12 protein-coding genes and 2 pseudogenes are annotated in these 12,641 nt (G+C 65.6%); 11 read left to right on the forward strand and 3 right to left on the reverse strand.

Annotated features, from left to right (window positions below):
* The first annotated feature begins 159 nt into the window (after positions 1-159).
* The 7 genes and pseudogenes from D1832_RS15400 (at position 160) to D1832_RS15405 (ending at position 5,708) form a co-directional block, all read left to right on the forward strand.
* Positions 160-324 carry a hypothetical protein gene (locus D1832_RS15400; protein ID WP_182434786.1) on the forward strand — a complete coding sequence of 55 codons (165 nt, stop codon included), beginning with the start codon at positions 160-162 and terminating at the stop codon, positions 322-324.
* A gap of 12 nt (positions 325-336) precedes the next feature.
* A pseudogene (locus D1832_RS13005) lies at positions 337-900 on the forward strand (TnsA-like heteromeric transposase endonuclease subunit); the annotation flags it as partial.
* The gene (locus D1832_RS13010; RefSeq protein ID WP_182434788.1) at positions 897-2,888 is read left to right on the forward strand and encodes a helix-turn-helix domain-containing protein; all 1,992 of its coding nucleotides are present in this window, start codon (positions 897-899) and stop codon (positions 2,886-2,888) included. The pseudogene D1832_RS13005 and the gene D1832_RS13010, both read left to right, overlap by 4 nt.
* Positions 2,889-3,098: 210 nt before the next feature.
* Positions 3,099-3,818 carry an ATP-binding protein gene (locus tag D1832_RS15925; RefSeq protein ID WP_241511010.1) on the forward strand — a complete coding sequence of 240 codons (720 nt, stop codon included), beginning with the start codon at positions 3,099-3,101 and terminating at the stop codon, positions 3,816-3,818.
* The gene (locus D1832_RS15930) at positions 3,802-4,032 is read left to right on the forward strand and encodes a hypothetical protein (protein WP_227484447.1); all 231 of its coding nucleotides are present in this window, start codon (positions 3,802-3,804) and stop codon (positions 4,030-4,032) included. Before D1832_RS15925 ends, D1832_RS15930 begins: the two co-directional genes overlap by 17 nt.
* 166 nt (positions 4,033-4,198) lie before the next feature.
* Positions 4,199-5,479 (forward strand): TniQ family protein, encoded by a 1,281-nt coding sequence (locus D1832_RS16260; RefSeq protein WP_415557322.1) that lies wholly within the window; start codon positions 4,199-4,201, stop codon positions 5,477-5,479.
* Complete coding sequence (locus tag D1832_RS15405) at positions 5,361-5,708, forward strand: hypothetical protein (protein WP_182434792.1); 348 nt, start codon at positions 5,361-5,363, stop codon at positions 5,706-5,708. The genes D1832_RS16260 and D1832_RS15405 overlap by 119 nt, the downstream gene beginning before the upstream one ends.
* 388 nt (positions 5,709-6,096) lie before the next feature.
* Here D1832_RS15405 and D1832_RS13030 read toward each other — a convergent pair whose 3' ends face one another.
* Entirely contained in the window at positions 6,097-8,091 is a 1,995-nt protein-coding gene (locus D1832_RS13030) for a heavy metal translocating P-type ATPase (protein WP_225911053.1), read from the reverse strand.
* Positions 8,092-8,391: 300 nt separating this feature from the next.
* Complete coding sequence (locus D1832_RS13035) at positions 8,392-9,384, reverse strand: MFS transporter (RefSeq protein ID WP_241511011.1); 993 nt, start codon at positions 9,382-9,384, stop codon at positions 8,392-8,394.
* A gap of 96 nt (positions 9,385-9,480) precedes the next feature.
* Between D1832_RS13035 and D1832_RS13040 the strand changes: the two are divergent.
* From D1832_RS13040 to D1832_RS13055, 4 genes and pseudogenes are all read left to right on the forward strand, one after another.
* Positions 9,481-9,804: pseudogene (locus D1832_RS13040) on the forward strand (heavy metal translocating P-type ATPase); the annotation flags it as partial.
* Positions 9,805-9,879: 75 nt separating this feature from the next.
* Positions 9,880-10,065, forward strand: a complete 186-nt coding sequence (locus tag D1832_RS13045) for a heavy-metal-associated domain-containing protein (protein WP_118914628.1) — start codon at positions 9,880-9,882, stop codon at positions 10,063-10,065.
* A 618-nt stretch (positions 10,066-10,683) separates the two neighbouring features.
* Positions 10,684-11,292 carry a DUF305 domain-containing protein gene (locus D1832_RS13050; protein ID WP_118914630.1) on the forward strand — a complete coding sequence of 203 codons (609 nt, stop codon included), beginning with the start codon at positions 10,684-10,686 and terminating at the stop codon, positions 11,290-11,292.
* A gap of 259 nt (positions 11,293-11,551) precedes the next feature.
* Entirely contained in the window at positions 11,552-11,941 is a 390-nt protein-coding gene (locus D1832_RS13055) for a DUF411 domain-containing protein (protein WP_182434790.1), read from the forward strand.
* A 17-nt stretch (positions 11,942-11,958) separates the two neighbouring features.
* Here D1832_RS13055 and D1832_RS13060 read toward each other — a convergent pair whose 3' ends face one another.
* Entirely contained in the window at positions 11,959-12,465 is a 507-nt protein-coding gene (locus D1832_RS13060; protein ID WP_147362709.1) for a hypothetical protein, read from the reverse strand.
* Between the last annotated feature and the right edge of the window lie 176 nt (positions 12,466-12,641).

Genomic DNA, 12,641 nt, shown 5'->3' on the forward strand with positions numbered 1-12,641 from the left:
TTATCTGACTCAACTTTCGCGAGCGGTGGATCATTCCCGGGTGCCGAAGGATCTTTTTCAAGAAAATTTTGTGGGTTCCGGCGTAACTTGTCATTCTCCTATCTTCTTGTCACGGCGTGTCACGTTCCTGCCAAGTTGTCACCAGAGGATGCTGTGGGCGTGGTCACAGCACGTGACGTTGACGTGATCGTCGAGTTCGCGCCCGCCGACGGGGCGCCGATCGGAACTGCCTTGGCAGATGCCTCGGCAACGGCCATCGTCCAAGGCATGCCAGTGCGGCGGTTCGGCTCCTACGCCGGGATGCGCCACTACCCCGGCTGGTGATGGTCCTCAACCAACAAGGACCTGGTGGGCTACGAGAGCCTGCTGGAGCGAGACCGATTACTCGTCGCAGACTTCGATCCAGCCGTGAAGGGCATCGCGAGCCAGCCTTTCGGCATCACCGGACTGGTGTCCGGCAGCGAGCGTCGACACGTGCCTGACTACCTCTTGGTAGGGACGGACGATCCAACGGTCGTCGACGTCAAGCCAGCTCGACTGCTCGACCGACCGGAAGTCAGCGAGATCATGGAATGGACGGCAACAGTCATAGCGCAACGGGGATGGCGCTACGAGATATGGAGCGGGGAAGATCCACGGCTCCTCGAAAATCTGCGCTTTCTCGCGCAGGGGCGCCGTTCCCAGGTCGACGAGGAAGCGCTCTGCGCGCTCCGCGAGTCAGGGCTGGTGGGCCTGTCCTTGAAGGCGACCTTGGCCCGGGCAATGCGTCAAGGTGCCGCCTCGCCCGGCCTTTTGCGCGCTGCGTTGCTGCGTCTGCTGTGGCTCCAGGAGTGGGTGATCGACCTTTCCGTGCCACTCACGCACGAGGCCATCATCAGCCAGATCGAGGAGCCAGCATGAGTGGCGACGTACTGGACGTTCGGGTGGGTTCACGCCTGTGGTTCGACGGCGCTGTCTGGACGGTGTGCCGCCTGAGCGGGGCGACCGTGCAGCTCACAGACGACGGCCAGTATCGGACGGTCGCTATCGATGATCTGATGCATCACGCACACGGCATCGACGACCCCAGCGCCACGCCGCCTGCCCGAGACGAGACGTTGTCCTCGACGACACTTGCCTCGCTGACGACCAAGCAGCGACAGGCCATCGAGGAGCAGTTCGAGGTACTCGGCCCACTTCTAGCCGCGCATGAGGACAGCGGACGCATCGAAGGACTGGACGAAGCCGCCGCCCGACTTCGTATTTCCACGCGCACGGTCCGGAGGCGCCTGGAACGGCTGCGTCAGTTGGGCCCGGCCGGCCTGCTGGATGAACGTCTGATCAATCAGAGACGCACCTCTGTTGACCCTCGCTGGGACGAGGCCTGCATCGCCGTGCTCGATGACTTCACGAACCGCGCCAACCCTTCACGCCAGACCGTCATCCGGCGCGCCAATTCGGCGTTCCTTGAACAAGTGCCTGACGGGCGCACGCCCAGCCAGTCGGTCGCCTACGTGCGGGTCGCAGAACTCGACAAGGGGCGGTACACCTTCGGTGAGGCGAAGCAGCGACGGTCGGTGTCGAAGCGCCCGCAGGGGGTGCTGGGGCAGCTGCGGCCCAAGCGTCCGGGTGAGTACATCCTGATGGACGGCTACAGGCTGGATGTGTTCGCGATGGAGCCGGTGACGATGCGGTGGGTCAACACCGAGCTGACGGTGGCGATGGACCTGTACGACCGGTCGATCAAGGGCATCCGGCTGCGTCCCGTGGCTGCGAAGTCGGCGGACGTGGCCAGCGTGCTCTTCCAGTGCCTGACCCCGCAGGTCTGGGGTCGAGGCGCAGAGGCGGCCAAGGGTCCGTTCAGCGGTGTCCCGGAGCACGTCGTCTTGGGCTCGGAAGGGGTCTTCCCGGACACGATCGTGATCGATCACGGCAAGGTGTACATGTCGCAGCACACGTTCGGGGTGTGCCGCCGTCTGGGGATCTCGATCCAGCCGGCCATCCCGAACAAGCCGACCGACAAACCCGCACTGGAACGATTTTTCCGCACCCTTCGCCTGTCCCTGCTGGACCAGCTGGAGGGCTACAAGGGCCCCAACGTGTACGAGCGGGGCAAGGACGTGGAGAAGGGCGCGTTCTACTACGTCAGCGAGCTGGAACAGCTCATCCGCGAGTGGATCGGGGAGGTCTACCACCGCACCGCGCACCGGGGGCTACGAGACCCCCTGCTGCCGAAGGTTGACCTGTCACCGGAGGAGATGTTCAACCGCGGGATCGAGGTCTCCGGGTTATTGCGGCTACCGGCGGCGGAGGATCTGCGCTACGAGCTGCTGGAGGTGGCGTGGCGCCAGATCCACCACTACGGCATCGACATCGACGGACGCCGTTACGACGGCGAGGCATTGAACCTTTACCGCGGACGCCGTTCCGACCACGGCGGCGCGCATGCCGGCAAGTGGCCCTTCCACGTCGATGTCGACGACATCCGCAAGGTCTACTTCCAAGACCCCGAGGACAAGGCCTGGCACCCGTTGCAGTGGCGTCTGGCCCCGGGCATTACAGCCCCGTTCAGCAAGGACGCTGCGGACTACACCCGCCGGGTCAGTGTCCGCGCCAACCGGCACGTCGACCCGCAGCAGGCCGTCCAGGACCTGCTGGTGCGGTGGCAACGCGACGAGGTGCTCGGGCGGCGCGAGAAGGTCCTGGCCCAGCGCCTAGCGGCCCAAGAGGACGTCGAATCCAGGCTCCCGACACAGACAGACAGCCAGTCACCGGACGTCATCGACTTCATGACCCGACGAGCCGAGCGCGACCGGGATCGACATGACCACCCTTCCGATCTGGACGTCTTCGAGCGGTACTACGAGGAGCGCCCGAACGACGGCGGCCTGGAGGTGTTCGACGAATGAGCAAGGACCAGCCCTCCCCCATCCCCGTGGGCTCGCTGGAACGGCGGACCCACGAGGACGGAGGAGATGATGCCTCTTCGGCGAACCCGTGGGCTGAATGGCTGACGCTGCACGGCACCTCCAGGTACAGCCTCGGCACGAAGCGCGGCTGGATTGACTTCGTGAACGGCGCCCCCCCGCGAGGACTTCGCCACTCTTTCGCGCTCTGAGATGGATGAGCTCGACGGCGAGTCCTTGGTGGACTACAACGAGGTCCGAGGCGTGTGGCACGCCAACGCACCCGTGATCAAGACGCCACAACTTCAGCGTGTGAACGGCATCTTCGAGCAGGTCTTGGCGTCATCGCATCGTGACGGGGACAGCCTGCGCGGGTCGGTGTTGTTAGACTCGCTCCCGGGCCTCGGAAAGACGACCGCTGCCACGCGCTTCGGTCGCACCTTTGATCGTCGACAGCGCCGTCGCTACGGGCATCTCACAGCCTACGGGAGCCCGCGTCTGCCTGTCGCGTTCATCGCCCTCACGGCGAACATGTCCCTGAAGAACCTCAACCAGAAACTGCTGCGCTTCTACGACCACCCAGCAGCAGGACGCGCTACCCGCGCCGAATTGGGAGACCTCGCGGTGGACTGCGTTGCCACGGCCGAGACCCGCTTGATCATCCTGGATGACCTGCACTTCATCAACTTCAACCATCGCAACGGGATGGACCTGAGCAACCACCTCAAGTGGCTCGCCAACGAGATGCCAGCCACCTTCGTCTACGTCGGCGTCGGGCTCTCCCAGAAGCAGTTCTTCGACGAAGGACTGCACCACAGCGAGGCGGCCTACGCCCAGACGAGTCGCCGGGCTACGCGGTGCACGATGGCCCCCCTTCAACATCAAGACCGACGGTGGGATGCGGGCCTGGGTAGCGATGCTTCAGGTCTTTGAGGGTCGCATCAAGCTCGCAGACGCCCAGCCCGGTTGTCTCACCGAGCAGGCGCAAGAGATCCTCCGCCGCACCCAGGGCTACATGGTCTCTGTCACCAACTTGATCGACCGTGCTTGCAGTCTCGCGATCAGCACAGGAGCCGAAACCATTGACTCGCGAATCCTCGCTTCCGTCGTCGTCGACAACGCCGCCGAGGACGCCAGTACGGGCTGACCCGGCCACAGAGCCAGCCACAGAATACCTCCGAGATCTTGTCCCGGCCACTCACCGCTCGCAGTGGCCGATATGCGTCCCGCCCCAGCCGAACGAACAGCCACGCAGTTGGCTGGTCAGTGCGAGCCACCGGTACGGGCTCACCCCGCGCCAGTTCCTCACTGCAATGCACATCCCCGGCAATCCCCCAGGGAGCGGCCTAGAGCGAGTACTGCTCGACAAGCGTTCGGGATTTTATGCCGTGCTCGGCACCGAGCCACCCGAGCCCGTGAAGATCCCGCTGATCGACGACGGGCGTCTCTCAGAGTCGGTGCCCAAGAACACCTCCAGCAGATACTGCCCCGAATGCCTCGCGTCAGGGTTCGGTTGGTCGACACTCTGGCAGCAGCCCTGGACATTCGCATGCCCCCACCACCACATCGCCCTCATCGCAACCTGTCCATCCTGCGGTCAGCGGCCGTGGTCGTCATCGTCTTGGGGCGGACGCTTGGCTGGCCAAGCGTGCTGCACCGAACGTGAGCCCAGGCCCAAGGGCGGCACATCGCAACGGAGCATCCGTCCCTGGTGCAACGGCAACCTCGGCGACGCAGCCCAGATCCCGGTTCACGATGCGGCCCTGCACGCCCAGCAACGACTCCTCGTTCTCGTGGACGCGGCGCACCGGGACCCGGGCGGCCCAAGGAGCCTTGGGCCGTGGTCAGCCACCGCCAGTCAGCACCTACACACGTTTTGCGCACTCCTGCGACTGTCCGTCGCTCAGGCCCGCTCAGCCTCCTCCTGGGCCGACCACCTCGCCCGAGCCAGCGCGGCATTTGACGATCTCAACCAGACCGACGGCAGCGGACCGACCATCAACCTCATGCTCTCGGACCACCAGACCACCGGGCTACTCGGACCCCGATCACAGGCGCTCCGCAGTGACCTCGGCCCCATCCTGGTCGCCGCCGGGATTCGCAACATCGCATCCGCCATCCCACCGAGCTCCCGACTCACCTTCCGAACAGCCCGCGCATGGGCCGCCCACCCACCGGAGTGGACCTCACCTCGGGACCACGGGCAGCACATCCTCCAAGAACACCAGACAGAGAGAGCCCCTCCTGCCGCCCGCAAGCTGGGTCCCGCAGTCTCTCTGGACTATCGCCCTACGCGCCCACGACGTCCAAGAAGACGACGGGCCCGTGCTATCCATGATCTTGCTGCGACTAGGGCGGACTACGCCATGGAGCCACATCGCACTCGAACTCGGACTGCCCGCCACATTCCAACGCTCCGCCGGAACCCGACTCCGGTCCCTCCACCATCATCGTTGGCCAAATGTCCTGCAGGACATGGAGGATCTCTTCACCCAGTTGCGACAGGCACCGCCGCCGATCAACTACAGCGCACGGCGGCGCGCTGCTCACAGCGTGGCCGAACTTGCGAAGGTGGTCGGCGCGCACCGCGATGATGATCTCGCTGGCCTTCGCCGATTCTGGGAGGTGTTCACGGGAGGCGACATCCGCTTGGCCCCCCATCCGCTGGGGACGCCAGGAGGAACCTCAGCGCATCTGGAACATGTCGCACAAAGGCAGCACCTCGACGACGCACACGACGTCCTATTTCGGCAGTACCACGAACGCCTAATCGGTCATCACGGGAACACCGTCGATGGCCCCCTCACCTGGACGCCGCCTTGAAGAGGTCGCCCGGGACTACCCAGCAGACGCAGCGCAGGCCGCGACCATGACGCGTACTGCCAGAACGTCCGACAACTGATCAGCCGTCTGGTTCCCATCATTTCCGCGAATGGACGCGAGCAGGACCTTGGGGTCATGGACCCAGCGACGAACCTGCGAGAAGACGGATGGGCCCACCAGCGATTGACTTGGAGTAGTCAACGCAACGACTTGCGCGAAGCGCTCATCCACACCTGCGGGCCGCTCTCGAAACTGGAGGACCTCAACGGCGCAGTTCCCCGACAAAACCTCCGGACGACCTGGAACCTCACCCCCGACGATCTGTTCCCATACGAGCCTCTCCCCCGCCGCCTTCCAGGCGAATTCCCGCGGACAGTCGGTTGAGGCGTCAGCCAGCATCCGACTCCCTGGCCTGTCCAGAGTCTCCGGCGCAGGCTGCACTCTCGTCGTCGATGAACTTCGCGGTACTGGTGGCCGGTGACAGGTCGAGGCGGCGTAGGAGCTGGGCATTGAGCGCGACAACGACGGTAGAGGCGGACATGAGGATCGCTCCGACGCTCATTGGGAGAACGAATCCGATGGGGGCGAGGACGCCTGCTGCCAGGGGCACGGAGATCAGGTTGTAGCCGGCGGCCCACCACAGGTTCTGCTTCATCTTGCGGTAGGAAGAGCGGGAGAGGTCGATGACCGAGAGCACGGAGCGTGGATCCGAGCTGGCGAGGATCACCCCTGCGGAGCCGATGGCCACGTCGGTGCCAGCGCCGATGGCGATGCCGACATCGGCTTGAGCCAAGGCCGGGGCGTCGTTGACGCCGTCGCCGACCATCGCGACCTTCCTCCCTTCGTCCTGGAGCGCGGCGACCTTGGCGGCCTTGTCCTCTGGACGGACGCCTGCGAACACGCGGTCGATGCCCAGCTCGGCGGCGACGGTCTGGGCCACGGCCTCAGCGTCCCCGGTGATCATCACGACCTGGGCGCCGGCAGCGTGGAGGGCGTCGACGGCAACGCGGGACTCGGGCCGGATCTCATCGGCCAGGCGCAGTGCGCCGATGACTGCGCCGTCCGCCACGACGTGCAGGATGATCGCGCCCTCCTCGCGCCAGGCGTCCGCGACGGGGAGCTCGTCGAGGCCGTGCTGCTCCAGGAGGTGGGGGCCACCAACTTCAACTGTCTTCCCGTCCACGATGGCCCGCACCCCCACCGCGGGTGAGGAGGAAAAGTCACCTGCTCGCGGGACCTCGAGCTCATGGGCGCGAGCGGCGCTGACGATGGCGCGGGCCAGCGGGTGCTCGCTGTCACTCTCGGCGGCCGCGGCCAAGGCGAGCACCTCGTCGTCGTCGCGACCCTCAAACGCCTGGATGGCGGTGACGGTGGGCTCGCCCTTGGTCAGCGTGCCGGTCTTGTCGAACAGAACGGCATCGACGGTGCGCATGGACTCCAGCGCCAACCGATCCTTGATGAGAACACCGCCACGGGCGGCACGTTCGGTCGCGATGGAGACCACGAGCGGGATCGCCAAGCCGAGCGCGTGGGGGCAGGCGATGACCAGGACGGTGATAGTGCGCACCACCGCGTCATCGGGCATGCCGAGCAGCGACCAGACAACGGCGGTGATCGCTGCGGCGCCGAGGGCAAACCAGAACAGCCACCCGGCCGCGGTGTCGGCGATGCGCTGAGCGCGGGAGGAAGACGCCTGGGCGTCGGCCACAAGCTTTTGGATCCCGGCCAGGGCGGTGTCTTCGCCGGTCGCTGTCACCTCCACGCGCAGACCGGAGTCGGTGGCCACCGTGCCCGCCACGACGCTCTCGCCCTTGCCGCGGCGCACGGTCTTGGACTCGCCCGTGACCATCGACTCGTCCATGCTCGCGGAACCATCGACGATCCGTCCGTCAGCAGGCACAGCTGCACCGGGACGAACGATCACGACGTCACCGACCACCAGCTCGGCAGGGTCGACCGTGACCACGTCGTCGCCCTCAAGACGCTCGGCCTCGTCGGGCAGGAGCGCTGCCAGAGAATCCAGAGCCGAGGTCGTCTGGGCTAGGGACCGCATCTCGATCCAGTGACCCAGGAGCATGATCACCACCAGCAGGGCCAGCTCCCACCAGAAGTTCAGCTCGTGGTGGAGGACGTTCAGGCTGGCGCCCCAGGAGGAGATGAAGGCCACGGTGATGGCCAGTCCGATGAGCAGCATCATCCCCGGCTTGCGGCTGCGGATTTCGCTGACGGCGCCGGTCAGGAAGGGCCAACCACCCCAGAGGTACATAACGGTGCCGAGCACGGGCGAGACCCAACGAACCCATTCCCCACTGGGGAGGTCATAACCGACGAGGTCGGCAAACATGTCGTTAAAGCCGACGACCGGGACTGCCAGGACGAGCATGATCCAAAACAGGCGACGGAACTGCCCGACATGGTCACCGTGACCTGCATGCCCGCCGTGATCAGCTTGGCTATGGCCTGTGTCGTGATTCTGATGGCCCGCGTGTGTGTGCCCGGGACTGTCCGCTTGGTGCGAGTTGCGCTTCTCGCGCTCGTCTAATCCCGGTGCTGACATGTGGTCATGGCTCGAGCTCATACGTGGAAGTTATACCCCCTAGGGGTATTAGTCAACGCGCGGTATCCCGCTCCCCGACGGCGGTCGCCACCGGGGAGCGGGTCGGGTGAACATGGCTTGGTGCAGCTACTGACGTGCGCGGGGAATCACCACGCCAGCGACAACTGCGCCAACCAGAGCCGCGACCGCAGCGACGAGGAAGGCCGTCTGAAATCCAGACGCGTCGGTGCCGGCAAGGCTGGCAGCGGCCACGCTGGAGACGGTGGCCACTCCGATGGAGGCGCCGAACTCGTGGAAGGTGCTCAGCAGGCCGGAGGCGACGCCGGCCTCGCTGGGATCAACCTGGCTCAGGGCGGTGGCCGCGGCGACGACGAAGATGGCGCCGATGCCCAGGGCGCCGACGGAGACCCCGAGGACGGTGGCCAGCGTGGTGGACCACACAGCAGGGACGAGGAGCCCTGCGGCAGCGACGCCCAGTCCGGCCACGCCGAGCCGCCGAGCGCCCACGGTCGCGATGAGACGGCCAGCGAGGTTTGCGCCGAGCATCGTGGTCAGCGCGATCGGCAGGAACAGCAGCCCGGTGATCAGAGGCCCGTGACCTTCTCGACCCTGGAAGTAGAACGTCCCCAGGAAGAACACCGCGACCATCAGGGCCGTGCCGATGAGGATGACGAAGACCCCTGCGGCCACTGAGCGGCGACCGATCAGGGCGAGATCCATGAGCGGACTGCTCGTCGTGCGCTGCCACACGGCGAAGGCGAGGTAGAGCACGACGGAACCAGCCACGAAGCCACCGGCAGCACCAGCGCCCCCGGGCTCACCCGCACGCACCAAGCCATAGATGAGCGAGGCCGTTGCCGCGGTGACCAGCACAGCGCCCAGCACATCCAGACGAGCCCGCTCCTGCGTAGCGCGCGGCATGGCGGGCAACAGCAGGACGAGCGCGACGAGGATGACCAGGCCGACCGGGATATTGACGAAGAAGACCCACTGCCACCCCGGTCCGGCGGCGATCAGCCCCCCAAGGAGCACACCGATCGCCGCCCCGCCGCCACCAAGGGCCGACCAGATCCCCAGGGCGCGGTTGCGCTCCTGGCCCTCGAAGAGGCGAACGACCACCGACAGTTGCCGCGGGCGAGAGCAGCGCGGCACCCACCCCCTGTCCGACCCGGCCGGACAGCAGGACCTGCCCGCTGCCTGCCAGCCCGCACACGAGCCTCCGACATCACCCTGGTACGCGGCGATCTGCGCGCCGCGGCCGATGCGATCCGCCTCTCCCGGCGCACCCTAGGCACGATCAAGGGCAACCTGTTCTGGGCGTTCGCCTACAACGTGGCCGCCCTGCCTCTGGCCGCGGCCGGGCTGCTCAACCCGATGCTCGCCGGCGCCGCGATGGCCTTCTCCTCGGTCTTCGTCGTCACCAACAGCCTGCGCCTGCGCGGTTTCACACCGACTCATGACCCGGCAGAGCTGCCCGGGGATGCCTCAGAGCCAGCAACCAGCGCCAGCGGCGACCCGCGCACCCCAATCCGCGCCTGACCATCCATCTCGCAAGCGCACCCGAACCCTCCGGGACGAAGTGTCCCGGAAACCACAGAGAAATGAGGCCATCCCATGGCCACCAACAGCACCTACACCGTCTCCGGCATGACCTGCGGAAGCTGCGCGAGCAAGGTCACCGACCACGTCGAGCAGATCGACGGCGTTACTGATGTCGCCGTCGACACCTCCACAGGGAGTCTGATGGTGACCACCGACGCGCCGGTGACCGATGACGCCGTCCACACGGCGATCAAATGAGCCGGTTACACCGTGGACACCGACCACGCCTGACCCTATGGCGATACCTACCTTGCGTGCCCGACGGCGCAGTTCCTAGACTGGTGGGCATGGTCCCCGACAGCAGTGTCGCGTTCACCCGCAGGGTGGCCGCACACTGTCGGTCCGGTGGGCCCTGGTTCTGGTGGCATTGGCGACCGCGGTTATTGCTGGCCTGCTCGCTATGCACGGGTTCTCCATCGGCCACCATTCCCCGGTCGTCGGATCCGAGCAGCACGCAAGTGCATCGATCGACCACGCGGCAGAGTCGCCGCCCGCCAATACGGGAGGCGAGCACTGCCCGCCCCTCGCCTGCGATGGCCCCGGCGCCATGGCTGCGATGTGCATATTCATGCTGCTGTTCTTGACGTTCGTGATGCGCGGACGACGTGGCTCCCCGTGGCGCTGGCGTCCCTCGTGGCTACGCGCAGGGACCGATCATCCGTGGCTCCGGCCGGGAACCATGGCAGGCGTGTCATTGATCCGTTTGTGCACAAGCCGAACGTGAGGCATTGATCTCCGCTTGATGACGCACCTCGCGACATCAAGCGGAGCACTCCTGCCCACTCAATCGGAACTCAAGACAAGGAACGATGACACATGCGCAAGAACACCACGATCAAGGCACTGACGACCGCCGCTGCGGCCGCGCTCGTCGTCACCGGCTGCTCCAACGGCGCAGGCGGCTCGCACGACGGACACGACGCCACCAGTACCAGCAGTAAGCCCTCGGCACAGTTCAACGACGCCGACGTCCAATACGCCAAGGGCATGACGATGCACCACGAGCAGGCCGTCGAGATGTCCGACATCATCCTCGAGAAGTCGGGAATAGACCCCGACGTCGTGAAGCTGGCCAAGCAGATCAAGAAGGCCCAGGGCCCCGAGATCAAAGAAATGCAGTCCTGGCTCAAGGACTGGGGCCAAGACGGCTCCACCATGGACCACGGCGGCTCCGACGGCATGGGCATGGACCATGACGGGATGCTGAGTCCCAAGGACCTGACGAAGCTGAAGAATGCCAACGGCGAACAGGCTTCCAAGCTCTTCCTCGACCAGATGATCGAGCACCACCGAGGGGCCGTGAAGATGGCCAAGGAGCACCGTAAGGACGGCAAGAACTCGGACGCCATGCAACTGTCGGCCGACGTCATCCGCGACCAGAACGCAGAGATCAAGGAGATGCGCGAGCTGCGCGCCTCCCTCTGATCAGCCCCTGCCAGTGGGCCCGGCCGAGCATGGCTTGCCGGCCCACTGGCAACGACACAGAAAGTTCTGATCGATGCCTCCCGAAACATCCACAGCCGGTCGCCAGCTCAGCCGCCGGACACTCTTCCTCCTGACCGGCGCAGGGTCGGTGTCACTACTGACCGCTTGCGCAGATGACCGTTCAACGTCCTCCGCAAGGGAGACGACCTCACCCCCGGCGAAATCGGCCGGCCATGGCGTTAACCCGACGCGGTTGTCGATGACCGTCTACAAGGACCCCTCGTGTGGATGCTGCGGCGGCTGGGTCGAGCATGCTGAGAACAACGGGTTCTCCATCACCACCGAGCAATCCACGGCCCTCCACGAGGTGTGGGCGCGCCACGACATCCCCCTGGACCTTCAGTCATGCCACCTGGCCCTCAACTCAAATGGCGAGGTCTTCGTTGGGCACGTCCCGGCACGCTTCGTGCTGGAGTACTTGGCTGACCCACCGAAGGGCAGCCGTGGCCTCAGCGTGCCAGCGATGCCTACGGGCAGCCCAGGCATGGAGCATGGAGATCAGTTCGACCCCTACGAGGTGCTGTTGGTCACCGACGGCAAGCCGCGCGTCTTCGCGGACGTACGAAAGCAATCACAACAGCAGGCCTGACGAGAGCAGCTCCCTTGTCACTCACGTGAAGTCAGGCCGTCCACGACCAGCCGAACTGCGTGCTGCACGATCACGGCTAACTGGAAGAAGTCAGTCGCCCAATGGCCCGGGGCCACGTCGTGATCGTCATCGTCGAGGCCCGGCACGTGCTTTGGCCAGGCCCATCCGTGTGCCGTGCCGGACCAGACATGCCACACCCATGCGAGGTGTTCACGCAGCGCGCCAAGGTCTCCGGACTCTTGGTACTCGGAGCCAACCAGCACTCGCGCCATGCTGTCAGCCATTTCCAGGACCATCGCCCCCTCACCAGCGCCAGATCCCCCGATATTGCGGCGTGCTGTCTCCAGCGTGAGCACCAGATCGGCCGGCGGGCGCAGACCGATCAGACTCTCGAACTCCGCGAACTCCCGGGTTGACGACAGATGGCTGCCCGCTTGGCGTCGCAGTACAGTTCTGGCATTCGCAACCCGGATGTCCGGATCGGGAGCCCCGAGCACATAGACGATGTGCGCGCTGCTGACCAAGGCCGTACGCGAGAGTGACACCGCAACTGAAGCTCGGGGCTCAATACCCTGACGGAAAAGTTCAGCCAGGTGTAAGAGGCTCATCACAAACGAGGGTGTAGCGGTGGGGTGAGCGGGATCGGCGCGTCGGTGCGGGGGTAGGGGTGGTCGCGTTGGACGGGTTCACCGGCTTCCAA

The sequence above is a fragment of the Dermacoccus abyssi genome (assembly GCF_003515945.1).
In the GTDB taxonomy this organism is placed as follows: Bacteria; Actinomycetota; Actinomycetes; order Actinomycetales; family Dermatophilaceae; genus Dermacoccus; species Dermacoccus abyssi.

What these genes read in the sequence shown, in the direction of transcription:
- D1832_RS15930 (WP_227484447.1), top strand. Translation starts at nt 3,802, where the DNA reads ATGCTTCAGGTCTTTGAGGGTCGCATCAAGCTCGCAGACGCCCAGCCC.
- D1832_RS13045 (WP_118914628.1), top strand. Translation starts at nt 9,880, where the DNA reads ATGGCCACCAACAGCACCTACACCGTCTCCGGCATGACCTGCGGAAGC.
- D1832_RS13050 (WP_118914630.1), top strand. Translation starts at nt 10,684, where the DNA reads ATGCGCAAGAACACCACGATCAAGGCACTGACGACCGCCGCTGCGGCC.
- D1832_RS15925 (WP_241511010.1), top strand. Translation starts at nt 3,099, where the DNA reads ATGGATGAGCTCGACGGCGAGTCCTTGGTGGACTACAACGAGGTCCGA.
- D1832_RS16260 (WP_415557322.1), top strand. Translation starts at nt 4,199, where the DNA reads ATGCACATCCCCGGCAATCCCCCAGGGAGCGGCCTAGAGCGAGTACTG.
- D1832_RS13055 (WP_182434790.1), top strand. Translation starts at nt 11,552, where the DNA reads ATGACCGTCTACAAGGACCCCTCGTGTGGATGCTGCGGCGGCTGGGTC.
- D1832_RS13010 (WP_182434788.1), top strand. Translation starts at nt 897, where the DNA reads ATGAGTGGCGACGTACTGGACGTTCGGGTGGGTTCACGCCTGTGGTTC.
- D1832_RS15405 (WP_182434792.1), top strand. Translation starts at nt 5,361, where the DNA reads ATGGAGGATCTCTTCACCCAGTTGCGACAGGCACCGCCGCCGATCAAC.
- D1832_RS13030 (WP_225911053.1), bottom strand. Translation starts at nt 8,091, where the DNA reads ATGCTCGTCCTGGCAGTCCCGGTCGTCGGCTTTAACGACATGTTTGCC.